Consider the following 24,628-nt stretch of genomic DNA (forward strand, 5'->3'; position numbering starts at 1 on the left):
TTAAAGCTTAAGCCACTTAAAAGCATAAAGCACAACCGCCTAAGGCTTAAAGTCTTTGGCGGTTTTTACGTCTTTAATTTCCTGGGTTATGTTTGCTAATAGCGGACGGGCGCTACTGGCTTGAGCGCTAGTTTGCAACTGCTCGGTCAGCTTTTTAGCTTGGATAAGCGATATCAGCGCGGCATCATAACGCCCATTCCATAATTGGTCATGGCTGCGATAACGTAGTGCATTAATAGTAGCAATACGCGCCAGCTGCGGTGAAGTCGAGGTTTTGGCAAGTTTTTCATTGGCCAGTTGTAAGCTTTGCCAAGCATAACGGTCACTGGGATGCTGCAAAGTGAGTGGTTTTAACAATATTTGTGCTTGGGTTGGCTGATTGCTATTGGTCAGTGCCTCGGCTAAATATAAGCGCAAATCGCGACGTTCAGGATAAAGACGCTGCTGAGCTGCTAATACTTCGGCAGCTTGTTGCCATTTATTTTGCTCGCTAAGTACTTGGCTATGCGTAATAGACAATAGCGGCTCCAATGCTTGCATTTGCGAGTTCGGCAAGGCTTGCAGCTGCGCCATAATAGAACTGGCCTCATCAAAACGCTGCTGCTGCCCATACCAATGCATTAGTGCCACTTTTGCACCAACACTGTTCTTCGCAGCAGTGGTCAGCTCAGTTTGTGAGGCATGCTTGCCGGTAATTTGTATCCGCCAATAGAGTAAGTCAAATAATGCTTGATGACGCTGCTGCTTCGCAAGCGATAGTGTAGGATAGCGTTGTGCACGGCTTTGGGCTTCACTAAGGCGCTCATTGCTTAAAGGATGCGAGCGCACAAAGCTGGGCAAAAACCGATTTTCGACTTGATTGAGCTGGCTTTGTTTATTCATCGTCGCAAAAAACCGAGGCATCGCTCGTGGGTCATAGCCAGCTTGGGTCATAATCTGCATTCCCACTCGATCCGCTTCGCGCTCATTACTACGACTAAAGGCCATGTTGTTGTTCATAGCAGCAGTCTGACTGCCCATCATCACCGCCGCTGCTGCATCGCCACCACTATTAACGGCTGATGCGGCAATCGCTGCCAGCATACCACCGATTTGTATTAATAGCGCTTGGCGACGCTCATCCGCTCCATGTTCATAATGGCGCTGACTGATGTGCGCGACCTCATGCGCCACTACGCTTGCCAGCTCATCCATACTGCTTGCCGCCAATATCGTGCCGGTATTGATACCAATGACCCCGCCCGGTGCTGCAAAAGCATTGATACTGGGATTATCGATAATGACCATCCCCAGTGGTGCTTGCTGCCGTGCTTGCGCATTAAGCCGCCACGTCATCTCTTTTACGGTCTCTTGGACCCAAGGGTCGTGCTCCATCTTGGTACGGCCATTGATGTTTTGTAGCGACCACTCACCGATGAGTTTATTTTGATATTGATCAGCAAAGCTCAACCCTTGGCCATCTAAACTTGGCAGCACCAATTCTTCTGCATCCGGCTGCCGCCATAAACCGGTCATAGGACTAGGGCTGGTATCAGATGTCGACGCGTTTGCCATCAAAGACGCCGCCTGACTGTGGTTGCTGGCGCTGCTGAGCATAAGCGCTGAAGCACTCAATAGTAATACTCCAGCATAGCGGTGCGCCTGCCGTGGGTACAACGACGTTCGGGCGCTTGAGCTTAGTCTATCCATGAAATGCCTATTGGTTAAGGGACCATGCTGCTGATTAAGAGGGTGCTAATGGTTACAGATATTAGAATAGTTGAATTAAATATAATCTTATTTTCGACTATACGAGCTTGATTGCATGAGGTCAATTTTAGTGTGGTTTTGAGTACCAATATCTAGGTGACCGTCACTTTTATGCAACATTGTTTTATAAGCCTCATGATCTTATCAAGCCTAACGCATATCTCTTAAATATTCATAGGTATGGTAACGACATTCAGGCTTGCAATATATGACGGCAACATATGACTGCAATTGCTTGCCGCTGATTTGTTATAATAGACAAACCATCTCCATACTATTTACTTTTAATACCGTTATGAAAATAGCTGTTTTAAGAAGCTATTTCTTTAAAAATTGTCGTTCTAACAACTACTGTTCTAAAAAACGATTACTTTTAACAGTAACGTTTAAAAACTGAATATTAAGCCTCCAAGGATTTCATTATGTCCGCTGACCCTCACTCGACAATTACTTTGCACGCCCCTGCTCATATCTGTTTGACGCAGACATTACCTGAGGCGACAAAAACGACTATTACCTCTCTACTGAGTTTATTACCAGCGGACTGCATTGGTGCTGTAAAAATAATTGACAGTGTCCAGCTAGACGATAATGATGTGCTGGCGACATCAGCTATTCACATTAAAAGTATAGTCGACGGTCGCGGACTGGCTTGCCCAATGCCGCTACTAAAAACCAAAGTGGCATTGCGCGAGGTTAATATCGGCGAATCACTGTATGTGGTCGCAACCGACCCCAATTCGCAAGCTGATATCACCGCATTTTGCCAGCAGACTCAGCAACCAAATACTGCTCAAAGCCTGTCATTAGTGCTCAATCAAACCACTGCTGGCCTTAAAAATAATAGACTGCCTGCTCATACGTCCGATACAATATTTCACTTCATCATTACCAAAACCGATAGCAACTAAGTGGCGCTATCCTTTACAATTAAGACCATCAGATTTTTCATCGATAATTTTGCTTATTTATTCCATTTAAATCAAGGTCAAGAATATGGCTACTGACTCGACGACAACCAAAACGACAAAAGCGACAAAAGCGCAAGACAAAGGTAATGACAGTCAGGACAAAACTACTCCTGCTGCTGCAACCAACCCAGCCCGTGAAGCTGCACTGAAGGCTGCGGCACAGCGTCCACCTTATGATGCTAGTGCGCTAGAAGATACTAGCACGCGCGATTTAGTACCGGCTATGCCCACGCATCTGTCTGCGCCTGGGGTAAATGTGGGCGCGTATATCAATACGGTACATCAAATACCCATTTTGACCCCCACCCAAGAGCAAGAGCTGGCGCATCGCTATTATGATGAAGGCGATGTTGAGGCGGCGCGTTTGCTAGTGATGTCACATCTACGTTTTGTGATTCATATTGCCCGCAGTTATTCAGGCTATGGTTTACCGCAAGCGGATTTAATCCAAGAAGGTAATCTGGGCTTAATGAAAGCGGTCAAACGCTTTGACCCCAATAAGGGTGTGCGCTTAGTGTCCTTTGCGGTGCATTGGATTAAGGCGGAAATTCACGAATTTGTGATTCGCAACTGGCGCATTGTCAAAGTTGCGACTACCAAGGCGCATCGTAAATTATTCTTTAATCTACGTAGCCTTAAAAAGACCAATAATCAGCTGACCTTAGAAGAAGCGGATGCCATTGCCAATGACTTGAATGTCACGCGCAAACAAGTGCTGGAGATGGAGTCGCGCCTTACCTCTTATGATGCCTCGTTTGAGACCCAATCGAGTGATGACGACGACGGGCGTTACGCGCCGCAGCTCTTCTTAGAAGACGGTATCGATCCTGCCGAGATGGTAGAAGAATCCGACTGGGAAGAAAATAATTCTTCAGCACTGATAGCAGCAATGGATACTCTAGATGATCGCTCACGAGATATCGTCGAGCAACGCTGGCTTACTGAGCAAAAATCTACCTTACACGAGCTGGCAGCAGTCTATTCTATCTCTGCGGAACGGGTACGCCAAATCGAGAAAAATGCCATGGATAAAATTCGTGATGCCATGACCATCGATAGTGTGATTTTGCCGGATGACATTCAATAAATGGGCAGTCAGTAGGCAATAGCGGACTATTAAGAAAATAAGGTTTGATAATGATCAATTGGATAGGTATTGCAGCGATTAATCTTGCCATTGCAGTAGGCTTAGGAGCATTTGGTGCCCATAGTATTAAAAATATAGCCAATGCTCAGCAGCTTGAATGGTGGCACACCGCGACGCTATATCTATTTATCCACGCGCTGGGGTTATTACTGGTAGGTTTACTAATTCGCCTTAATGTTGCCTCGCAAACGACCGCATGGCTATTACAAATTGGCGTTATTATCTTTGCGGGTAGCCTATATGCTATGACCCTTGGCGCGCCGCGTTGGTTTGGTGCTATCACGCCTATTGGCGGCGTTTTAATGATTGCCGGCTGGATATGGTTGGCAGTCACTACTTTTCGACTGGGTAATCAAGCGAGCTAAACGAAAATATCATCATTAGTTGATTAAAAACTGTCAATAAAGGAATTACTAATAAAAGATCGCTACAATAATCAGGGAGCAAGTATTATGAGTCTCGTTAGTGTCAATGGAAAAACCTTACAGACTACCCATCAGAGCGTGCAATTGGTGGTTAATGAGCTGGGGCTAAGTGCCGGGCGTTATGCCGTTGAAGTTAATGGTGAGCTTATTCCTAAAAGCGAGCTTGGACAGTTACGTATTGTCGACGGTATGATTATAGAAGTCGTTCAAGCGGTTGGTGGCGGTTAATGTTTAATTATTTTTGAGCAATCCTAATTTTAAATAGTTCTATAAAATAAAAAGAACCGCAAGCGCATGATACGTTTGCGGTCCTTTTTATTATTGATGCTCCATTATCTATATTTTCTTATTGGTGGCTAGCTTTTAATAAATCTAACAATAATGGTTAGTCTGATAGGACAGTAATTATAGGTCTATTATTATAGTTATTGTTAATCACTATCGCTATCAAACTAGCCAAGAGGTTAAAGAGCTAAATGCTATGTTGTAAAGTTTAACTAATCCTTATATTGGCTGATTGTCCAATAACGCTGGCTACCTAATTTATTGAACTGGTTCATTAAACTACTGTATTAAATTAGGACACTGGCTCGATATCAGCAACTTCATTGTCTGCATAGCGTCCGTCACGACCAGCCCCTTGAATTTTCTTACGCTCTTGACGGGTTTTATATTTGCGCACTTGTCTCTCAAGTTTGTCCGCCATCTCATTAATGGCTTTATACATATCATCGTCAAATGCTTGAACGAACATTTCTTGGCCTGATACTCGCATGATGGCTTCTGCTTTATTGCTCTTTTTACCACCATCGCTGGCACCACTATTATCCAGCGACAAAATCACTTGAATACTTTGTATCTGATCAAAGTGACGTCCTATTTTGGTTAATTTGTCATGGACAGCGGTGTTCATGGCTTCAGTTACGGTGATGTGGTGTCCACTGATAGAAACATTCATATTATTGTCCTTATAGTTATCTCTGAAAGTACAACCGATGATTAAGAATTCCCATCTTAATTACCTTACCTTATCAATAGCTCTGTTCGATTTGACACATTGTTAATGATATATCCTGTCATTATTATGTACGACTGTCATAGATAAACCGATTGGCAGTTATTATTGATATGCCTCTAATTTGTCATGAAAGTACGGTAGTGGCAAGACAGTAAAATGTAATTAAATGTAATTAAAGCTAGGTCTGCTTATACAACTCTATATAATCAGGAATTTTTATTTTTTATATATGAGTTTAGGTATAATGATGTTACAGATGAACAATTAGAATTATTGATGAACGCTCAAAGCTTGTAATATACGTTCACTTTTTAAAATCTAATATTTCTGTTTGCGCTGGGTTGACGAATTAATGTTCATGGCTTCGCGATATTTGGCAACGGTACGCCGCGCGATATCGATACCATCAGCAAATAGAGTAGCTTGAATACGGCTATCGGACAGAGGTTTTTTAGGGTTTTCGTCGGCTATTATCTGCTTAATCATCGCGCTAATGGCCGTGGAAGAGATATCGCCGTCACTGCTATTAACATGCGATGAAAAGAAGTGCTTAAGTGAAAATAAACCTTGCGGAGTCAAGATAGTTTTACTGGTGGTCAGGCGCGAAACGGTGGACTCATGCAAGTCCACTTCTTCTGCAATGTCCTTTAGAATAAGGGGCTGCATAGCGGTTGCCCCGTGTTGCAAATACTCTTGCTGATAGCGCACTATGCTGGTTGCAACCTTTAGTAAGTTTCGATTGCGCTCCTCAATACTGCGGATAAATAACCGCGCATCGACGAGATTATCACGCAAATATTGATTGTCAGGGCTGTCATCACCGCGTTTGACCAAGCTTGCATATTCCTTATTGACCCGCAGTTTGGGCAAGGTCTCAGGATTGAGGCGCACATGCCAGCCGTCCTCTTGGCCTTGCGCGCTGTTAGCGCTATCGCTACGACGTATCGGCGACACTAACACGTCCGGAATATCATAGCTGGCAGGCGGCTGGGTGTAATCAGGCTGGCTACTCTGAAAAGATAAGCCCGGCGCAGGATTTAGGGTGCGCAATAACGTCAGCGCTGGGGTAATGTGCTCAGGGAGCAGTCCAGTAGCAGCAGTTAAGGCTTTAATATTATTGCTGACTAAATGCTCGCTTGCTGATAGTAAAGCTTGTGCATATGCTAAATATGGGGTATCAGGGTTAAGTTTAGACAATTGAATAGCAAGGCATTCGTTCAGATTACGAGCGCCTACCCCTAGTGGATCACAGGATTGAATAACACGTAGCACCGCTCTTATCTCATCATGCTCAACGTAGCTGTCCCATTGATAAAAGCTGGCCATAGTCTCAAAGCTTTGCAGTAACTCATCAATATCTAGCTGCACAAAGCCCATATCATCCATAGAATCCATCAGATAATTGGCAATAAGCATATCAATATCAGATAAATGCTTAAAGTTGAGCTGCCAGCGTACATGGTCTTGAATGCTAGCGCTGGTACTGCCTTGATAGCTGTCAAGCTCGTCGCTATCTACACGGGCAGCGCTAGAGAATGCTTGCGTATTAAAGCTATCACTATCAAAACTATCTGACCCAAAGTTGCTGTCCAATGAGCCGTCATTATCGACCGCATCGTTATTAATATTAGTCTGCTGTAATCTATCTAAACTATCGCTTGATATATCATCATAATCAGCATCGCTGCTAGTGTTAGTCTTTACATCGGCTTGCGCATTGCTATTCCACATCTCAAGGGTTAAAGGCTCAGTTTTCTCAACGGATAGATCATCATTATGGTCGTCAGCCTCATCGTCTTCAATACGCTCAAGCAGCGGATTACTGTCCAGTTTTATCTGAACTTCTTGTGCCAGCTCAAGACTAGAGAGCTGCAACAACTTGATAGCCTGCTGCATCTGCGGAGTGAGCTTTTGCGAGGTGTTCAGCGTGGCGGCTAACCCGAACGACATACTCATGATTTGTGGTTTATACTCCGATATTTTATAGCTTTTGTTATTATTAATCTTTTAATTATTGCTAATTTGATTGTACAAAGTTGCCATTACTACTTATATTGTTATTCATAATAGTGAGCAAGACAGCATCCAGACATGACCCTATCATTCTTTATAGTAAGGTTGCCATGATAATTTACAGCGATAATTTATATCATATTATATTTTATACGCCATAGCGATATTCTTATATTTTATCAACAGAAGTAGGCAGATATATAAGCGCGCTACTAAATCCTTAAAAATTGTCATGTTAATATCTGATAGTAGAGCTACCATTAATAGCCCTTTAATAAAACTCTACTAATGCTAACCAAGTATTACTGAGACTATATATCACTATATTACTGAAACCCTACACTACTGAGAGCATATATGAAAAATCAGATGACCATTGCCGCCGTACAGATGAATAGCCAACAAGATGTCGAGGCCAATCTTGCCACTATTAAAGCAGCGATTAGCGATGCGAGCGCGCAAGGAGCTAGCCTTGTTGTGCTGCCGGAGAACTGTTGCAGTATGGGTGAGCAGCGGGCAACCGCTGAGCGTTTTGAGGCCTTATCAGCGACTTTGGCAGACTATGCTCGCACATATGGGGTATATGTCCTTGCCGGCTCACTGCCATGCCCTTATCGTCCTGATGGCCTTATCATTCCCGACGGTCGTATGCGTCAAGTTAGCCTGCTGTTTGCCCCAGACGGTATGCAAGTAGCCCGTTATGACAAGATTCATTTATTTACCGCTACGGTTGCTGACAAACAAGGCAGCTATAACGAGGCGGCGACCTTTGAGCCTGGCACGCAGACGGTGGTTACGCCAATTGAGGTAAACGATGCGGTTTGTCAATTGGGCATGATGGTATGTTTTGATTTACGTTTCCCAGCGCTGGCTCAACGTTTGCGTCAAGCAGGTGCCGATATGTTAAGCGCTCCTTCTGCTTTTACTTATTTGACCGGTCAGGCGAATTGGTCGCTACTCTTACAGGCACGAGCTTTAGACAGTCAATGTATGGTCATTGGGGCGGCGCAAGGCGGTGAGCATATCTATAAAACCGGCAATCCACGCCAAACGTGGGGCCATGCCGCGATTACTGCTTTTGATGGAAGTGTGGTTAATAGCTATGAGGAGAGTGCGCTTCAAGGTCAAGCGGCGACTAAAAATTACGCGCTCGTATTAGCATGCTTAGATAAATCAGCACAACGGCAAGGACGACAAAAGATGCCTATTTTTCAGTGCCATCGCTTGGCATGATTTAGCTTTTATACTTTGAACGTTCAAAATTAATCGTTGTCGTTATCTTTATTATTGTGGTTCCTCTGTGAATGCATTGCCCGTGGATGGGCGCGGTCATAGACTTGGGTAAGTTTGGCAAAGTCGACGTGAGTGTAAATCTGCGTGGTACTGATATCACTATGCCCCAGCATTTCTTGTACGGCGCGTAAATCACCGCTGCCAGATAACATGTGCGAAGCAAAGCAATGACGTAATAAATGCGGATACATATTTTGGACAATACCCGCCCGTGTTGCCGCAACTTTTAGGCGTTGCTGGACCGCGCGGGTTGATAGCCGCGTACCCAGCTTTTCGCTGATAAATAAAGCAGCATCGCACTGCTCGACCCATAAGTTACGATGCGGAAGATAACGATTGATAGCAGCGGCTGCTTTAGCCCCTAAAGGTATCAAGCGGGTTTTATTACCTTTGCCAGTGACCCGTACCCGCAAATCAGATAGGTCAACATCTGCCATATCAAGCGCTACTAACTCACCCACGCGTAGACCACTGCTATACAGGAGCTCAAACATTGCTTTATCACGTAGCCACAATCGTGCCTGCTCTGGCGTATCCGGCATCGGCTGATCCAGCAATTGGGTGAGCAAGTCAATATCAGCGATTGAGGGCAAAGGTCTAGGACTGCGTTTAAGTTGATAACCAGTAGTAGGATTGATACGTGCCAGCCTCTCCTCAATCAGCCAGCCATAAAAATGACGAATAGCGGACAGTTCTTGCTGGACGCTGGCAAGAGCTAATTTATCCTCATCAAGACGCTGACTGATATGCTGCGCTAATTGGCGTTTATCACAGCGCGTCCATGTCAGCTGCTTGCCGCGCAGAAACAATGCCAACTGATTTACCCCAGCAAAGTAGGCCTCTAGAGTATGCTTAGAATGATTGCGAATCGCCAACACCTGTAGCCAGCGCTGTAATGGTGTGAGTAGCTCAACTAGCGCTGTATCCACCTCTGTATTTGCAGCCGCTAGAGTCTGAGCTTCTTTAGCATTATTAGTAGTAATAGACACAGCATTTACCTAAGATTAAATTACCTAGCATCCAAAAGCGTCGCATCTTTAGCTCGCAGCATTAGCATTAGGCTTAATTCCTGCCTGCGCCATCAAGCCATCTGGACTGAATACCCCTTCATAAACAAAAGCGGTCGGACCGGTCATCATCACGGAATAACCCGGCTGCCAGCGCACCATCATACTACCACCATACAACTGCGCGCGCACATCTTCACCCTCATCGAGCCAACCTTCGCGCACGCCAACGGCAACTGCTGCACAAGCGCCGGTGCCGCAAGCTTGTGTCTCACCCACGCCACGCTCATAAACACGCAAACGAATATGACGCTGATTCATCACTTGCATAAAGCCGACATTAACGCGCGCCGGAAACGCCGGATGCGATTCAATCGCCTTACCCAGTTTTTCAACATCCGCATCGAGCACGTCATCGACTTTAATAACGGCATGCGGGTTACCCATATTGGCAATATAAAGTTGCACTGGTGTGCCAGCGACATCTAGATGGTAAGCATTTTGAATTTTGGTAATGGCTTTGGGGGTAAATGGAATCTCAGCCGGCTCAAATTTAGGCTTGCCCATATCGACTTCTACCCAGCCGTAACGGTCGGTGGTCAAAGAGATAATGCCACTGGCCGTCTCAACCCGCAAACGTTGCTTAAATGACAGCTTTCGCGCTTGCACAAAACGGGCAAAACAGCGCGCGCCATTACCGCACTGCTCAACCTCGTTTCCATCGGTATTAAAAATGCGATAACTAAAATCAACATCAGGACGCATCGGTGGCTCAACCACCAATAGCTGATCAAAGCCAATACCCAAATGACGATCACCCAATAGTTGCACCAACTCTGTGGTCAAGTCCAAGCGCTGGGTTACCAAGTCGATGACCATAAAATCATTGCCCAGACCATGCATTTTAGTAAATTCTATTAGCATATCCCTTTATCCTATTCTATTATTATGTGTCAGTTATAGTAGCACGCTGACTGTTACAAAGATAACTATCAGCACCGCTTTAGCTCATGTATACGGATAAAAATCACCCATAAAAAACCCATCGTCATGACAACAATGGGTCCTTTATTAATCATCAAAATATGAGCGGTTACTATTGTTAAGTAACGCGGCTACTTTTTATATAAGTTGCTTCTATTTTCACTATTGTTTATCGTTTTGCCACAAGCTCTCGCCAGCATATAAGTCTGCAATCGTTTCACGTTTACCTATCAGCTGATGGCAATTGCCAGCGACCATCACCTCGGCGGCACGCGGACGTGAATTATAGTTGCTACTCATCGCAAAGCCATAAGCGCCTGCCCCGGTTATCGCTAAAACATCACCAGTTACTAACGACAATAGACGGTCTTTTGCCAAAAAATCACCGGTTTCACAAATAGCGCCGACGATATCCCATGACTGCGTGCCCTCAGTATCGATACCATCACTCGGTAATACTTCAGGAATCACTGCCATCTCCGCTTGATACAGCGCCGGACGAATCAAGTCATTCATCGCCGCATCAACGATAGCGAAGTTTTTATGTTCGGTCGGCTTAAGTACATCAACACGGGTCAATAATACCCCAGCATTGGCCACCATACTACGACCAGGCTCAAAAAATACTGGCAAGCCCAGCTCAATTAGTTTTGGCAGTAATGCTTGCGCAAACTCATCAATAGTAACTGGGGTCTCATCGATATAACGCACGCCTAAACCACCACCCAAATCCACATGACGCAGCTCAATGCCTTTATCACGTAAGCTATGAATAAGCTCAACAACTTTGTCCAAAGCCGCAATAAAGGGCGCAACCTCGGTTAATTGCGAGCCAATATGACAGTCAATACCGATAATATCAATATGCGATAGCGTTGCGGCATGTTCGTATACAGCTAGAGCTTTATCGTGAGCAATACCAAATTTATTGTCTTTAAGGCCAGTGGAGATATACGGATGAGTCTGGGCATCGACGTCTGGATTGACACGAAGCGATATCGGTGCAGGCTTATCCAGCTGCTTTGCTATCGTATTGATTAAGGTCAGCTCACTTATCGATTCAACATTAAAGCAGCTGATACCTTGGGTGAGTGCAAACTCAATATCGTCGCGAGTTTTACCAACCCCTGAGAACACCACCCGACTCGCTTGCCCACCCGCTGCCAAAACTCGCATCAGCTCACCGCGCGAGACAATATCGAATCCAGCGCCTGCCTGCGCAAGTACGCCCAATACTGCAAGGTTAGAGTTAGCCTTTACCGCATAGCAAATCTGATGCTTAACCGCAGCAAAGCTATCGCTATAAGCGCGATATACATCCAAAATCGCTTGCTGTGAATACACATAGCATGGCGTATCGTAGCACTTCACCAGTTCGCTAATACTGACAGACTCCATATATAACGCCTCGTCGCGATATTGCAGCGCCGGCAGATGGGCGGTTAACGCTTCAGGATCGATATATAACCCCTGTTCAGTTTGGGTGGTTACTGATTCGCCAGTTACGGTTTGGACAGTCTCGCAATCTTGCGACTTAGAATTATTCATATAGGTTTCTCTAATTTAATCAAGTTATCAAGGTTAAAATGTATGTGTACTTATTAATAATCGTTCGGGCCGTCACTGATGTCAGGTAACACCTGCTTTTGTTCCAAGTAGCGCGTCTTTTGGTAATCGTCATCATCGATACCCGCAAAGGCAGCGTCTTGTGGATTACTGGTGCTGTCTAGCACCTCTGAGGCGACATCAGATGTGACGTTCGGACCACTGCTACCTGCTAGATATAAGGTGCCTTTTTGACCACAGCCCGTGATTCCTATTATGACCGCACCACCAATTAGTAGCGTACCGATAATGCGGTAGCGCGCCTTAGTAATAAGTGTTGGAACACGGATACTGGCAATATTATCAGCATTATCAAAGCCGATATCATTGGTTTGAGTATTATCTATAGATAATTGAGTGCCATAGTTATCGGCAAGCTGAGGAGTAATTAGCATAAGGACAAACAACCTTGCAACAGTATGGTGGTAATAAAGAACGATAAGAAAGACCGTTTAAGAGCGTTAATTAATATCTCAAAAAAAATAGGCGACTTAACCTAAATTATGGCTTAGCGTCAATAAGACAATTTGCCGCTGTCGGCATCGATTGAATCATAGCATTAATCGATAAAGCTGTGCGCGTCTGCCCTTTATTTAACCGATAATTTAAGTCACCTTTAAATCCATAGCTTTAGTAATAAGAACTCCATTTATATTCCCATATGCGGTAATATTGAGACGAATCATCTCATTTATTGCGAATCTGACAAACTTTCTTACAATTTAGCTGGCGCTCTATTGTGCCTTTATAGCAACGGATAATTAGCAATAACAGCATCTTGACGGTTGCTACTGTTAAACCTTATAGTTAGTATGGTTTAATCATGAGAAAATGTTACCTTACAGTCAGACTCCTCGTCTGTTAAGGACTACAAGCATAATCCTCATAGTGAATATAGAGGAGTGAGATTTATAAACAGTTACATAACAATGTCAGGCTCTATTAATAATGTGCTATTTTCAACATTATTAATAGATAAAAAATGCAAACTATCATGGGACTAGAGCAGCGGGTTTTTGTTTGTTCAATCGCTGTTAATCCGTTATGATTTACTACTTACTACACATAATCTAAGGATAGAGCATGAGCGACAGCGTAAGCACCCCCACCTTTAGTGACCCTACCACTGACCACTCTCAACTGGTTAATCCTACTTTGGTTTTGAACTGCGGCTCCTCTTCAATCAAATACGCGCTGATCAGCGAAGATGAAACCACTCGTATTACTGGCCTTGCAGAAAACTTGGGCCTCGATACTGCTCGTATTAAACACACCACTTTAAATGGCGAAAAACTTGAGATTGCCATTCCTGGTGGTCGTCATGAATTGGCCTTACAAAAAATCCTTGCCTTACTTGAACAATATCACTTCGTTGCAGTTGGACATCGGGTGGTTCACGGTGGCCGTGAATACTCAGAAGCCGTGCGCGTCAATGAGCATGTGTTAGAAGAAGTGAAACGCCTAAAAATTCTAGCGCCGCTACACAACCCTGCTAACGCTTTAGGCATCGAAGCCGTTCAAGCTATTTATCCTGATATCCCGCAAGTCGTGGTTTTTGACACTGCCTTTCACCAAACCATGCCCCCTGTCGCCTATCGCTATCCGATTCCAAAAGCTCTGTATACGGAAGAAAAAATTCGTCGCTACGGTTTCCATGGTACTTCGCACGCCTACGTATCAGAATGTGCCAGCCAAATAACTGAAGCCAAAGGGCCGCATGGCTGGCTGACCGCGCATTTAGGTAATGGTTGTTCGGCCGCCGCTGTTTATGATGGCAAAAGCTTGGATACCAGCATGGGTCTAACGCCACTTGAAGGCCTGATGATGGGCACGCGTAGTGGCGATGTAGATCCTGGTCTACATATCCATCTAAAGCGTCTCCTTGGTATGAGCCTAGAAGAGATCAATGACATGCTCAATCACGACAGTGGTCTACTCGGTATCTCAGGGTTATCAAACGACTTGCGTACCATTGAGCAAGCCGCTGATGAAGGACATAAAGATGCCTTACTGGCCATCGAGATGTTCTCCTACCGTGCCGGTAAATACCTTGCTAGCCTCAGCTGTGCGTTACCTGAATTTACCGGTATTGTTTTCACTGGCGGTATCGGCGAAAACTCAGCGACTACCCGTACGCGTATCTTAAATGTGATGCGTCACTTCGGTATCAAGTTCGATGCTGATGAAAATACGGCTCTTGTTGGCGGCGCAGAAGGTAGTTTCCACAGTAAAGACAGCAGCATTGAGCTGTGGGTTGTCCCAACCGATGAAGAGTGCCAGATTGCCAAAGAAACGCGTCAAACCTTGGGCTTGAAATAACTGAGCTTGGAATAATTAGGCTTAAAATAAGAATTCAATGTAAAAAAAGGAATGCTGCTTGTAAGTGGCATCCCTGATTTAAACAGTACCTTATTTAAGCAATACCCCTCAAGGATATAATAAACAGCAGGATACGCTATGCAAACTATTTTACTTGTCCCAATCAGCCGTGGTATCGGTGTGACCTCAGCCGCGCTAGGGTTAATTCGTGCCTTCGATTATAACGGTATCAAAGCCGGCTTTATGAAGCCATTTTTGCAAGACGATACCCTCGATAAACAAAACAGCTTAGACAGCTCAAGCGCGCTGATCATGCATGCTTTTGGTCTTACGCCGCCCAAGTCTATCAATCGTCAACGCGTCGAGCGTATGATTGGTGATGGCAATCTTGATGACTTGATGGAAGAAGTGGTCATCAACTACCACACTATAGATGGCGACCAAGATGTCATCATTTGCGAAGGCTTAGTACCAACAACCGAAGCGTCGTATGCCTCCCAGATTAACCGTGCCATCGCCCATGCTTTAGATGCCAAAATTATCTTTGTAAGTACCGTTGATACTAAAAATCCAGCACATTTAGCGGATAAAATCGACATGCACGCCCGTGAGTTCGGTGGTATGGCCAATGAGCGTACTCTAGGCTGCATTTTGATGCGGGTTCAAAATGTGCCGAATACCTTTGAGAACCAGCCTGTTGCTCCCGGTGAAGCAGTGGTGAGCTTAGACAAAGGCTTTATGCAAGAAGCCCAACGTCTGTCACCCCACTTCAATACTGAGCAGTTCCGCTTAATTGGGGTGGTACCGTTCAGCGATTCGCTATCCGTGCCACGGACATGGGATATCGCCGCCGAGCTTGACGCCACATGGCTGAACGTCGGTGAAGCCAAAACCCGCCGTATTAATCATATCAGCTTAACCGCGCGTTCAATAGCACGCGTCGATGAAGTGTTCAAACGCGGCACGCTTCTTGTAGTACCCGGCGACCGTGATGACTTATTATTAGCCGCCGCCTTAGCTTGTATTAACGGTATTCCACTTGCCGGCTTAGTATTAACCGGTGGCGTTGCCCCTAATGCTACTGTCGCTGAATTATGGCAGTCAGCACTTAAAACGGGCGTCCCAGTGATGAGCGTTGAGTCTGATAGTTTTGAGACTGTTCAAAGCCTCATGCACATGAGTTCTGAGATCCCAAGTGACGATATTGAGCGTGCCCAAGAAGTCACTCGTTACGTGGCCGCACACTTAGACCTGAGCTGGATTAAAGAATATTTTAGCCATGACTATACGCCGCGCTTATCACCTGCCGCCTTCCGTCATCAAGTGGTTAAAAAAGCCCAAAATGCTGAAAAGCGCGTGGTATTACCAGAAGGTTCTGAACCGCGTACCGTAGAAGCTGCTTGTATTTGCCAAAGTCGTGGTATCGCCGATTGCGTGCTACTGGCCAAGCGTGTTGACGTCGAACAAGTCGCCAAAAATCGCGATCTAGTGTTGCCTGAAGGTCTAGAAATCCTTGATCCTGACTCTCTCGATATGAGCAAATATATCGCTGCCGTGGTTGAGCGCCGTAAAGGTAAAACCACCGAAATTGCTGCTGCTGAAAAGCTTAAAGATACTGTCTTTTTAGGGACGGTGATGCTTGAGATGGACGAAGTTGATGGATTGGTCTCAGGTGCCATTCACACTACAGCGAGCACTGTACGCCCAGCCTTCCAGTTGATTAAGACCGCGCCGCAGTATTCCTTGGTATCTTCTATCTTCTTTATGCTATTGCCTGAGCAAGTGGTGGTCTATGGTGACTGCGCCATTAACCCTGACCCAACTGCTGAAGAATTGGCTGAGATTGCGATTCAGTCTGCCGAATCTGCCGCCGCCTTTGGCATTGAGCCCAAAGTTGCCATGATCAGCTATTCAACCGGCGCTTCAGGAACGGGCGCTGATGTCGAAAAAGTCACTCGTGCGACTCACATCGTCCGTGAGCGCATGCCAAATCTCGCCGTCGATGGCCCATTGCAATATGATGCGGCCTCAGTCATGAGCGTAGGGAAACAAAAAGCCCCAGACTCACCCGTTGCTGGGCAAGCCAACGTGTTTATTTTTCCAGACCTCAACACCGGTAACACCACTTATAAAGCGGTGCAACGTAGCGCCAATGTAATAAGTGTTGGTCCGATGCTGCAAGGCTTGAACAAGCCTGTTAACGATTTGTCACGCGGCGCACTGGTCGATGATATTATCTACACCATCGCCCTAACTGCCATCCAAGCGGACAGCGACGAGGTTTAATACTATAAGTTAAGTGCTCAGCTCCTTTAATATCGAGCGCTTCGCTTAAAATTTTACCTTATACTTAGCCGACCGTCGTACAATTATGATGGTCGGCTTTTTAATGGCTGGCTGTTGATGACAAGTGCACGCGCGCGCTCTACAATAGATACTCAGTTTGCTTATTAAAGGGTGTTCTATTTCAATGTCTACCGCACCTGCTATCCGCGCCTATCTTGGCGGCTCCTTTAATCCGGTGCATAATGGTCATATCCAAATGGCGCTGCACGTTTATGACTGCCTTGCGCCTATCGCTACCAAGCAACAGTGCCCGCTACATATCTCATTGCTACCCAATGCGCGCTCACCCTTTAAAAAACACAGCACGGATCCGGCCTTCCGTTTAGCAATGTTAGAGTTAGCTATTAAAGGGACGCCGCTACAAATCAGCGAGCTTGAGCTTTGGCAAACGCCGCCAGTCTATAGCATCGATAGTGTGCACGCGCTTCGTCAACGCTATCCTAATGATACTCTGATATTTATCATGGGAATGGACAGCGCACGCAGTTTGGAGAAGTGGAAAGACGGTTTACAATTGACTAATTATGTGCATCTTTGGATATTTAGTCGGTCTAATAGCTCTGATTCATTGCAACCTAAGCAAATAATTAATAACAGCGATAACACTGATGAAAGCGATAACACTCAGAATCTTTCTGCACAAGATATTACCGCTTTATGTCAGGAGCTACCGAGTCAGCTGCAAACACAAGTGACTGACAAATTGATAGATTTAGCGCAGCCGGTAGCTTATCCATTAAATCTGACTTTCAAAGACAGCAAACCCTTGAAAGACTATCAGTATTTGAAAGCCTCTCATCCCTTGAAAAACAGGCCTCAAGGACGCATTTATATAGACTCGCGACAAGTGACTGCGGTATCGAGTACTAATATCAGACAACAACTACGAACAGGCAGCCGCATTGCCAATAACAGGGCCAATTTCCCAACTAAATTATTAAATCCTACAGTTTATCAATATATTATCGCCCATCAGCTATATTCTGCTGTCTAATTCCGTTAAAATCGCCCTATCGGTGTCATTTTGCATTTAATGTGCTCATTCACGGCCAGTTAATGTAGAGCGACCATTTATACCTTTATTATCGATTATTGAAGAGACCACTATTTATGATTACAACCATGACTGACGAACGCCTAGCAGAGTGCCTAGCACTGGTAAAGACTGCTCTAGACGATATGAAAGCCAAGAACATCACCGTTCTTGATGTAGAGGACTTAACTGACGTAATGGAACGTATCGTTATCGCTGACGGCACTTCTAAACGCCACGTACGCGCAATGGCCGATAGCCTTGGCGCTGAAGCAAAAGAAGCTGGCTTTATACCACTTGGTCGTGAAGGCGGTAGTGATTCTGACTGGACCTTGATCGATTTAGGGGCAGTAGTCATACATATGATGATGCCAGCAGCCCGCGAGTTCTATGACTTAGAAGGTCTATGGTCATCACCTGAACAGCTGGCTGAGCTAGTCGCAGTCCCACGTGAAAAGAAAACAGCCGGTCGCCGTAATAAAAACAAATAAGACTGTCTATTTGAACTGCAATTTATTAAAACTGCAATGCTAGACCAAAAAGGCCGGATTAAATATCTGGCTTTTTTTATTTTTGCATTTCAAAAGATAGGTTGGATAATTTTAATGGGGCAAATAAGCTGAAAGTCGCTAATGATTGCGCTAAGATAATGCTACTATTTGAACACTATTTATTCATTAAAATAACTACCGACTAGGATGTCTAATGAGTTCAGGATTAAATAAGCCGTCAGAGCAAAAGCTCAAAACCGACACTACTGACTTTAATAAAGCCCTACCCTTGCATATCGCTACCTTAATCGATGTCCGTGCAGGTAAGGCGATGCCATTCGCCCGTGAGCAAATGAGTGCCATTGATAAAGCACCAATTAAAGCACCGGTTACCGTTAACTTTATGGGACTGACTACTGATGAGCAAGCTGACCGTAGACATCATGGTGGCCCCCTCAAAGCGGTGCATCAAATGCCTACCGCTACTTATGGGAAGGTTAACGCAGAGTTTAATCTCAATGTTCGTATCGGTACCTTGGGAGAAAACCTTATCTCTGAAGCCGTCGACGGTCTACCAGAAATGGACGAAACCACCGTCTGTATTGGTGACGTTTTTCAATACGGTAATGAAAAAGTAGATGGTAGCGCTAGTGTGCAGTTACGACTCGTCCAACCGCGTCGACCTTGCTATAAAATTAATGACCAAATCGGGCAATTTACTAAAGTGCCCAACATAGCCTCGTGGATTACTAAACAAGGCATCGCAGGCTGGTATTTTGAAGTGGTGCGGGATGGGATAATTAGTGCTGATTTGCCTGTGTATTTGATCGAACGCCCCTATCCATTTGCCACTCTTGATGTGCTTTGGCAGCTGTCTAATTCAAAAGACAAATTTGATGCTGAAATTATCGAGCCATGGCTGACGATTGAGTGCTTAGAGGACAGTTGGAAGAAGGTATTGGCGAAGAAGGTTAAGCAGGTTTGAGTCTATAACCCTAAAACTTATCGCATATTTTGTATTATTTATTTTACATTGAGCATTTCATGGCAAAAAATACCACCTCTTTAGCGCTAGCATTATGCTTAACCATGCCTCTAATCGGCTGCGTAGCAACCATAGAACCACGTTATGTTATCGACAGCGAAACCTATCAAGCGACTGGCAAAAGTGAGCGGATTAAGTTTATCATCTTGCACTATACTGTCAGCGATAATGAACGCTCAATCAAACTGCTGACTACTGGTAACGTGAGCGCTCATTATCTTATTTTATCTGACGACGATGATAAAATTTATAGCTTAGTACCTGAAAGTGAACGCGCTTGGCATGCCGGTAATGGCGAATTTGCTGGGAGAACCATCTTAAACGACACTTCTATTGGCATAGAGATCGTCAATGATGGTATTAAACCAGAGTATAGAAAGGCGCTTAAACAAGGCGTCCAAGACTACCATCCTTACGGGCACTATGTAGAATTTGATGAGTTACAGATTAAAAAAGTTGCCCAGCTAGTACAAGATCTAGCATTGAAATATAAGATTTCACCAAAGGATATTATTGGGCATTCTGATATGGCGCCCTCGCGCAAAACCGACCCAGGTGCAAAGTTTCCTTGGCAACGCCTGTATGAGCAATATGGTATTGGCGCTTGGTATGACGAGCAAGATAAGCAGTTTTTTATGAATCAGGATGAGTTTGACGCAGCAACGATACCGGAAATAAAGCAAGAATTTAGAGACTACGGATATCGAATCAATGATACCAACACGTGGGACAAGAAAAGCCATGATGTCATTTATGCGTTTCAGCTACATTTCAGTCCACAGCATTTGACCGCGACCATGGATTTGGAAACCTATGCTATTTTAAAGGCATTGAATAAGAAGTATGCTGGTACAGATAATTTTTATTGAGTGGCGTAAGGTGTGTTAGTTTTGCCAAATTCTAGTAGAGAATGCAGACAAGACCTAAACTACTCTACGCTATTAATAAGCGACTTCTAATCCTAAGCTATTTCTAAGCAAAGGTAACACAGGTATCCCATGACTCTACGCATCCACGCCCTATTCCATACGGATTATGAAGACCTTAGTTTCATCAAACAGTGGGCAAATAGCCACCATCATCAGATTAGTTATACTCGGTCTTATAATAATGATTTATTGCCAGAGCCCGACAGTTTTGATTGGCTAATAGTGATGGGTGGGCCAATGAGTGTCCATGATGATGAAAAATATCCTTGGTTAGTAGATGAAAAACGTTTGATTAAACAAAGTCTTGATAATGGAAAAACGGTTATCGGAATTTGTTTGGGTGCGCAACTTATCGCGCATTGTTTGGGTGCTACTGTCCAGCCGTCTAGCGTAAAAGAGATTGGTTGGTTGCCCATTCGGTTGACGGAAGAAGGTCAGTCACATCCTTTATTACAAGATTTGCCAAAGCAAGCTTTTACCGTATTTCATTGGCACGGTGATGGTTTTGACTGTCCACAAGGCGCAACCGCTATTGCCACTTCGGAGGCATGGGTCAATCAAGGATTTATTTATCAAACACCGCTACATAAAGAGCTTGGCACTTGGATTATGTGCTGGCAGTGTCACTTTGAAGTAACTAAAGAAAGTCTCGTCAAGATGGTAGCGAATGGACATGATGCTATACAGAGTGGCCTTATCGACTATCCCAAAACCGTACAATCAGCTGATGAGATAATAAAGGGTGGTAATAAGTATATTAAAGACAGTAACGCAAGGTTAGCAACCATGCTAAATCGCATAGCAAAAGATAGCTGAAACTAAATAATAAGAGGAATCAACTATGAGTAACTCTCAAAAAGAAAACCTTGAAAACTATTTGAGCGAAAAGGCCAAACAAGATCAAGAGAGCGAGCAGCAACCTAAGCCAAAATCTGCGTATGAAACATGTGTTTTAGCTGAAAGTGCTAAGATACATGAGTTAATAGCTGAATCGCAAAGAGAGGCTAAAGAACGTTCGTTAGAAGATGAGTAACTATATAAAAATATATTTTAAACGAGGGTTCCGCATCAACTTGCTTTAAGTTGAGCAACTGCCACATTGCTTTTTCATAAAAATAAATTGAGTTGTATAGGGTGGGTTAGTTTTGTCAAATTCTCATAGAGAATGAAGGCAAAGTATAACCCACCGTTCGTATTGTTATTTTTATACATTTAGGGTAGGTTACGCTATTACTAAAATATTTTGTACATAAAAAATATAGCAATAATTACCAAGCAGGCATTTTGAATAATCTACCATTTTTTCCATCATCATGAAATGTTAAAACAATCTCTTTATCATTGAATGGATTTTGAGGAAAACCTGAAGTTTCAGAGCTAATTGTAGTAATAATAATTTGGATTCCTAAACTGCTATACTCACGAAGAACTTCTAGCAAAAGCTTCCTTTTCCTATCATCAAGCACTTCAAGCGCTCCATCAATATAGAGGAATTTAGGATAATTTTTATCAAGGTATGCACGGGCAACAGCTAAGTCAAAGGCAATACATAAAAACTTCCCATAAGTATTCCCATCACCTTCACTAGTATTATTACCTTGGAAATCTTGATAAGTAGCATCAAATTCAAAATTACCGTTTTTATTTAGATAAACAGTAATTGAACCCTCTTTATTAAAGACTTTGGATATGATTTCGTTAAAATAAATACGTACGTTTGAAAACACACTGTCTGTAACTTCATTAACTTCCGTTAAATTAACCTGCATATCATCTTGAATGCTATCGAGTTCAGTTTCTAAAGCTCTTTTACCTTTAGTAAGAGATTGAATTTCATCTATATTTTCTTTCTGTTTATCTAAAAATGCAATTTCTGCTTGAACTCTTGCTATCTCTTTATTGGATTCTCTAAATTTGGTAACCAATTTTGTTTCAGATAAGAAACTCAAATGGTTAGCTCGTTCAAGATTAAGTGACTCTAACTGATCTTCAATGAATACTAACTCTGATTGTAGCTCTGATAATTCTTCTTTTAGAAATTTTTTTCTTTCTTTAGTAATCGCCTTATTAAAATCAATTAATTGGTTAAAATCTTTACTGACTTCTTCAGGGAATAATATATTGGCTTCTTTAAAAAGATTTTCTATTTCACTAGTATTAAATTTTATACTAACAGTATTCAGAGATTCATTTATACGGTGAATGTTATTTTTGATACTATATTCCCGCATGTTCAGGTTAGCAATCTCATTATCAATACTATTAACTAATTGCTCAATTTTTTCTTGGTCAATTTCGTCAAAGTTGAAGTTATCAATGAATTCTTGCAATTTCGTCAATTCTTTTTGACGCAATAAAAGCTTGTTATCAATTTTACTAAGCTCTTTGGTCACATTGTCCATATCAGATAACGAAATTGCTGAAATCTTATCTTTCAGCTTATTAACTTCAGCTAGCTTCTCGTAATGTTGCTTTGCTAAATCTCCATCGAAGCCTAGTAGGTCTGCCATATAAGGCTTCCAATATAAGTCTTTACCAGCCTCTTTGTTTAATTTGAATACATTCCTAAAGTCTTCTTGAGTTCTAACTAAGTAACCAATGATCTTTCGATAAGGATACTGGCTTAATATATCGAAATGCAACCAACCCTCAAGTAAAACTTTCGCATTATCTATAGCCACATCTCCATGGCTCCATAAGTTATCAGTCAATGAAGAAAAGTCTTGCTGTTTTTCGTTATGTTTTTTGAAAAATATTCTTGTATTTTCTTTTATACTTCGCCTTATAGTGAGATAAGAACCATCGGCAAGTTCAAGCTCTAAGAAAAAAATAAACTCTGCGAATCGTTCTTCATGCTTGAATAAGAATTGCTTAGGATGCCGCTTAGCTAAAAACATGAAGTCTAATAATTTAGCTAAAGTGGTTTTACCAAGATTGTGTGTATCTAACTCATATCTTTCAGGGTGTCTAATATCACCATACACAACGTTAAACCCATTGTTAAAAACGATAGGTTCAAAAATAGTATTTTGGTTGCTGTATAGTTTGGATAATTTCATTATTTTTTCTCAATATACTCAATTGAGTCAGTTTTTGCCTTATACTCAATCAAGCCAAGCAAAAACAAAAGATTTAGTGTGGGCATAAAAAGAAACTCACCACTAGTAACTTTGTCTTTTATAAGCTGAAACAAATCAGAATAACCAATTACTCGCTTCTTACGTAGTTCTTTCAACATAATAAAACTAACATAAATTACAGTTTTGTCAGGGTGGCTATGTTTTGTAGGTTTAATCATCGTTTGACTTCCCTATGTCGCAATTGAAATACATATAGAAAACTAGTATCCGAGTTAGTCTTTTATTTACTTTCAAAATATAGTCTCTGTCAATTAGCAAAGCTACTAATTCATTAAAGACTTCATCAAAATACTTCAATTCTCTTTGGCGAGGAATAATAAATGTCTGCTGAAACTCTTCTATAGCATTTTGATATAAGTTTTGTAAATTTGTATTTTGAGGGTCATTCAGGAACTCTTGAACCTGAAAAGCATAACTCATATAACTTTTGCGTAATGACTTAGCAAACTCATCACTCATATTATTTATTTGATTTTTTTCTTCATAACTCGTTCTATTGACGGGTCTAAAATCTTTATGTTTAACACTGATATCGAAAACATTAGCAAAGTGTGGGATGATTTCGGCTAAATCGTCAGGGCGTATTATAGGAGACATTGTCAATGGTGATAATTTCACCATCTCGACTATATATCTGTATCGACTCAACCAACTGTTCAGGTCATCAATACCAAAAACGCCAATATTGCCGATATCTAATCCTGTATTTTCAGATATATATTTTTTTATTTGTGGTTCAGCACCCCCTGTTAGCTTCCTATTTGCAAACAGCATATAGTTATCAAGCTCATTTTTATCTATAAGCTTCTTTATTTTAACCACCTCTTCGCTAAGAGTAGCACCTTTAGAGCCTTCACTAAAAAAACTTGAGTCAAGAAAATGTTGGTTTATACCAGAAGTATGTTTAGCTTGAATAATTGTTATACCTGTCCAAGGCTTACTTCTACTGGGATATTCATTTGCTGTGCCTACAAATTTTCCATCACGCCCACCGTCAGGACCGGGAGCAAAACCTTGAGTTGCTTCTCCTAATGTTTCTTTACAAATTTGAACCGCAAGAACTTCAAAGTCCAGTTCATTCATGTCTTGATATTGGTACATAATCGCTCTTAC

General features: G+C 43.0%; 23 protein-coding genes. 13 read left to right on the top strand and 10 right to left on the bottom strand.

What is annotated here, in order from left to right; all coding sequences use genetic code 11:
* Positions 1-39: 39 nt before the first annotated feature.
* Complete coding sequence (locus tag JMY06_RS00110) at positions 40-1,689, bottom strand: M48 family metalloprotease (RefSeq protein ID WP_201615466.1); 1,650 nt, start codon at positions 1,687-1,689, stop codon at positions 40-42.
* A gap of 482 nt (positions 1,690-2,171) precedes the next feature.
* Between JMY06_RS00110 and JMY06_RS00115 the strand changes: the two genes are divergently transcribed.
* From JMY06_RS00115 to thiS, 4 genes are all read left to right on the top strand, one after another.
* Complete coding sequence (locus tag JMY06_RS00115) at positions 2,172-2,660, top strand: sulfurtransferase TusA family protein (RefSeq protein ID WP_201529272.1); 489 nt, start codon at positions 2,172-2,174, stop codon at positions 2,658-2,660.
* 283 nt (positions 2,661-2,943) lie between these two features.
* The gene (gene rpoH, locus JMY06_RS00120; RefSeq protein ID WP_201529284.1) at positions 2,944-3,807 is read left to right on the top strand and encodes an RNA polymerase sigma factor RpoH; all 864 of its coding nucleotides are present in this window, start codon (positions 2,944-2,946) and stop codon (positions 3,805-3,807) included.
* Between the two features lie 50 nt (positions 3,808-3,857).
* Positions 3,858-4,232, top strand: a complete 375-nt coding sequence (locus JMY06_RS00125; RefSeq protein WP_201615467.1) for a DUF423 domain-containing protein — start codon at positions 3,858-3,860, stop codon at positions 4,230-4,232.
* 87 nt (positions 4,233-4,319) lie between these two features.
* Complete coding sequence (thiS, locus tag JMY06_RS00130) at positions 4,320-4,520, top strand: sulfur carrier protein ThiS (RefSeq protein WP_201529276.1); 201 nt, start codon at positions 4,320-4,322, stop codon at positions 4,518-4,520.
* A gap of 349 nt (positions 4,521-4,869) precedes the next feature.
* Here the strand turns inward: thiS and hpf are convergent, their stop codons facing one another.
* Both hpf and rpoN read right to left on the bottom strand, forming a co-directional pair.
* Positions 4,870-5,250, bottom strand: a complete 381-nt coding sequence (gene hpf, locus JMY06_RS00135; RefSeq protein WP_201529885.1) for a ribosome hibernation-promoting factor, HPF/YfiA family — start codon at positions 5,248-5,250, stop codon at positions 4,870-4,872.
* A 378-nt stretch (positions 5,251-5,628) separates the two neighbouring features.
* Positions 5,629-7,266, bottom strand: coding sequence for an RNA polymerase factor sigma-54 (rpoN, locus tag JMY06_RS00140; protein WP_201615468.1), 1,638 nt, complete (start codon positions 7,264-7,266; stop codon positions 5,629-5,631).
* A gap of 426 nt (positions 7,267-7,692) precedes the next feature.
* Between rpoN and JMY06_RS00145 the strand changes: the two genes are divergently transcribed.
* Entirely contained in the window at positions 7,693-8,556 is an 864-nt protein-coding gene (locus JMY06_RS00145) for a nitrilase-related carbon-nitrogen hydrolase (RefSeq protein WP_201615622.1), read from the top strand.
* Positions 8,557-8,585: 29 nt separating this feature from the next.
* Here the strand turns inward: JMY06_RS00145 and JMY06_RS00150 are convergent, their stop codons facing one another.
* The 4 genes from JMY06_RS00150 to JMY06_RS00165 form a co-directional block, all read right to left on the bottom strand.
* Positions 8,586-9,605 carry a tyrosine recombinase XerC gene (locus tag JMY06_RS00150; protein WP_227672082.1) on the bottom strand — a complete coding sequence of 340 codons (1,020 nt, stop codon included), beginning with the start codon at positions 9,603-9,605 and terminating at the stop codon, positions 8,586-8,588.
* Positions 9,606-9,653: 48 nt separating this feature from the next.
* On the bottom strand, positions 9,654-10,547 hold the full coding sequence (dapF, locus tag JMY06_RS00155) for a diaminopimelate epimerase (RefSeq protein WP_201615469.1): 894 nt from the start codon (positions 10,545-10,547) through the stop codon (positions 9,654-9,656).
* Positions 10,548-10,769: 222 nt separating this feature from the next.
* Positions 10,770-12,155 (bottom strand): diaminopimelate decarboxylase, encoded by a 1,386-nt coding sequence (gene lysA, locus JMY06_RS00160; RefSeq protein ID WP_201615470.1) that lies wholly within the window; start codon positions 12,153-12,155, stop codon positions 10,770-10,772.
* A gap of 53 nt (positions 12,156-12,208) precedes the next feature.
* Positions 12,209-12,607, bottom strand: a complete 399-nt coding sequence (locus JMY06_RS00165) for a lipoprotein (protein ID WP_201615471.1) — start codon at positions 12,605-12,607, stop codon at positions 12,209-12,211.
* A 688-nt stretch (positions 12,608-13,295) separates the two neighbouring features.
* Between JMY06_RS00165 and JMY06_RS00170 the strand changes: the two genes are divergently transcribed.
* The 8 genes from JMY06_RS00170 (at position 13,296) to JMY06_RS00205 (ending at position 21,408) form a co-directional block, all read left to right on the top strand.
* A complete protein-coding gene (locus JMY06_RS00170) occupies positions 13,296-14,531 on the top strand; it encodes an acetate/propionate family kinase (protein WP_201615472.1) in 1,236 nt (411 codons plus the stop codon).
* A 138-nt stretch (positions 14,532-14,669) separates the two neighbouring features.
* On the top strand, positions 14,670-16,817 hold the full coding sequence (gene pta / locus JMY06_RS00175; protein ID WP_201615473.1) for a phosphate acetyltransferase: 2,148 nt from the start codon (positions 14,670-14,672) through the stop codon (positions 16,815-16,817).
* Between the two features lie 184 nt (positions 16,818-17,001).
* Positions 17,002-17,871 carry a nicotinate-nicotinamide nucleotide adenylyltransferase gene (locus JMY06_RS00180; protein ID WP_201615474.1) on the top strand — a complete coding sequence of 290 codons (870 nt, stop codon included), beginning with the start codon at positions 17,002-17,004 and terminating at the stop codon, positions 17,869-17,871.
* A 116-nt stretch (positions 17,872-17,987) separates the two neighbouring features.
* Entirely contained in the window at positions 17,988-18,401 is a 414-nt protein-coding gene (gene rsfS, locus JMY06_RS00185; protein ID WP_201615475.1) for a ribosome silencing factor, read from the top strand.
* A 214-nt stretch (positions 18,402-18,615) separates the two neighbouring features.
* A complete protein-coding gene (locus JMY06_RS00190) occupies positions 18,616-19,386 on the top strand; it encodes an MOSC domain-containing protein (RefSeq protein ID WP_201615476.1) in 771 nt (256 codons plus the stop codon).
* Positions 19,387-19,445: 59 nt separating this feature from the next.
* Positions 19,446-20,315 (top strand): N-acetylmuramoyl-L-alanine amidase, encoded by an 870-nt coding sequence (locus tag JMY06_RS00195; protein WP_201615477.1) that lies wholly within the window; start codon positions 19,446-19,448, stop codon positions 20,313-20,315.
* A gap of 129 nt (positions 20,316-20,444) precedes the next feature.
* On the top strand, positions 20,445-21,191 hold the full coding sequence (locus JMY06_RS00200) for a type 1 glutamine amidotransferase (protein WP_201615478.1): 747 nt from the start codon (positions 20,445-20,447) through the stop codon (positions 21,189-21,191).
* Between the two features lie 25 nt (positions 21,192-21,216).
* A complete protein-coding gene (locus JMY06_RS00205; RefSeq protein ID WP_201615479.1) occupies positions 21,217-21,408 on the top strand; it encodes a hypothetical protein in 192 nt (63 codons plus the stop codon).
* Between the two features lie 235 nt (positions 21,409-21,643).
* Here JMY06_RS00205 and JMY06_RS00210 read toward each other — a convergent pair whose 3' ends face one another.
* From JMY06_RS00210 to JMY06_RS00220, 3 genes are read right to left on the bottom strand one after another with little or no spacing between them, the layout of a single operon-like run.
* Positions 21,644-23,434 (bottom strand): DUF2326 domain-containing protein, encoded by a 1,791-nt coding sequence (locus JMY06_RS00210; RefSeq protein ID WP_201615480.1) that lies wholly within the window; start codon positions 23,432-23,434, stop codon positions 21,644-21,646.
* A complete protein-coding gene (locus tag JMY06_RS00215) occupies positions 23,434-23,673 on the bottom strand; it encodes an ABC-three component system middle component 8 (RefSeq protein ID WP_201615481.1) in 240 nt (79 codons plus the stop codon). The genes JMY06_RS00210 and JMY06_RS00215 overlap by 1 nt, the downstream gene beginning before the upstream one ends.
* Positions 23,666-24,616, bottom strand: coding sequence for an ABC-three component system protein (locus JMY06_RS00220; RefSeq protein WP_201615482.1), 951 nt, complete (start codon positions 24,614-24,616; stop codon positions 23,666-23,668). Before JMY06_RS00220 ends, JMY06_RS00215 begins: the two co-directional genes overlap by 8 nt.
* Between the last annotated feature and the right edge of the window lie 12 nt (positions 24,617-24,628).

Source organism: Psychrobacter urativorans, assembly GCF_904846675.1.
In the GTDB taxonomy this organism is placed as follows: domain Bacteria; phylum Pseudomonadota; class Gammaproteobacteria; order Pseudomonadales; family Moraxellaceae; genus Psychrobacter; species Psychrobacter urativorans_B.

Excerpts from the sequence above, each read along its gene's own strand:
- thiS (WP_201529276.1), top strand. The coding sequence starts at position 4,320 with ATGAGTCTCGTTAGTGTCAATGGAAAAACCTTACAGACTACCCATCAG.
- rsfS (WP_201615475.1), top strand. The coding sequence starts at position 17,988 with ATGATTACAACCATGACTGACGAACGCCTAGCAGAGTGCCTAGCACTG.
- lysA (WP_201615470.1), bottom strand. The coding sequence starts at position 12,155 with ATGAATAATTCTAAGTCGCAAGATTGCGAGACTGTCCAAACCGTAACT.
- JMY06_RS00170 (WP_201615472.1), top strand. The coding sequence starts at position 13,296 with ATGAGCGACAGCGTAAGCACCCCCACCTTTAGTGACCCTACCACTGAC.
- JMY06_RS00190 (WP_201615476.1), top strand. The coding sequence starts at position 18,616 with ATGAGTTCAGGATTAAATAAGCCGTCAGAGCAAAAGCTCAAAACCGAC.
- rpoN (WP_201615468.1), bottom strand. The coding sequence starts at position 7,266 with ATGAGTATGTCGTTCGGGTTAGCCGCCACGCTGAACACCTCGCAAAAG.
- JMY06_RS00210 (WP_201615480.1), bottom strand. The coding sequence starts at position 23,434 with ATGAAATTATCCAAACTATACAGCAACCAAAATACTATTTTTGAACCT.
- dapF (WP_201615469.1), bottom strand. The coding sequence starts at position 10,547 with ATGCTAATAGAATTTACTAAAATGCATGGTCTGGGCAATGATTTTATG.
- JMY06_RS00115 (WP_201529272.1), top strand. The coding sequence starts at position 2,172 with ATGTCCGCTGACCCTCACTCGACAATTACTTTGCACGCCCCTGCTCAT.
- JMY06_RS00215 (WP_201615481.1), bottom strand. The coding sequence starts at position 23,673 with ATGATTAAACCTACAAAACATAGCCACCCTGACAAAACTGTAATTTAT.
- JMY06_RS00180 (WP_201615474.1), top strand. The coding sequence starts at position 17,002 with ATGTCTACCGCACCTGCTATCCGCGCCTATCTTGGCGGCTCCTTTAAT.
- JMY06_RS00125 (WP_201615467.1), top strand. The coding sequence starts at position 3,858 with ATGATCAATTGGATAGGTATTGCAGCGATTAATCTTGCCATTGCAGTA.
- hpf (WP_201529885.1), bottom strand. The coding sequence starts at position 5,250 with ATGAATGTTTCTATCAGTGGACACCACATCACCGTAACTGAAGCCATG.
- JMY06_RS00145 (WP_201615622.1), top strand. The coding sequence starts at position 7,693 with ATGACCATTGCCGCCGTACAGATGAATAGCCAACAAGATGTCGAGGCC.
- JMY06_RS00200 (WP_201615478.1), top strand. The coding sequence starts at position 20,445 with ATGACTCTACGCATCCACGCCCTATTCCATACGGATTATGAAGACCTT.
- JMY06_RS00220 (WP_201615482.1), bottom strand. The coding sequence starts at position 24,616 with ATGTACCAATATCAAGACATGAATGAACTGGACTTTGAAGTTCTTGCG.
- JMY06_RS00195 (WP_201615477.1), top strand. The coding sequence starts at position 19,446 with ATGGCAAAAAATACCACCTCTTTAGCGCTAGCATTATGCTTAACCATG.
- JMY06_RS00205 (WP_201615479.1), top strand. The coding sequence starts at position 21,217 with ATGAGTAACTCTCAAAAAGAAAACCTTGAAAACTATTTGAGCGAAAAG.
- pta (WP_201615473.1), top strand. The coding sequence starts at position 14,670 with ATGCAAACTATTTTACTTGTCCCAATCAGCCGTGGTATCGGTGTGACC.
- JMY06_RS00165 (WP_201615471.1), bottom strand. The coding sequence starts at position 12,607 with ATGCTAATTACTCCTCAGCTTGCCGATAACTATGGCACTCAATTATCT.
- rpoH (WP_201529284.1), top strand. The coding sequence starts at position 2,944 with ATGCCCACGCATCTGTCTGCGCCTGGGGTAAATGTGGGCGCGTATATC.
- JMY06_RS00110 (WP_201615466.1), bottom strand. The coding sequence starts at position 1,689 with ATGGATAGACTAAGCTCAAGCGCCCGAACGTCGTTGTACCCACGGCAG.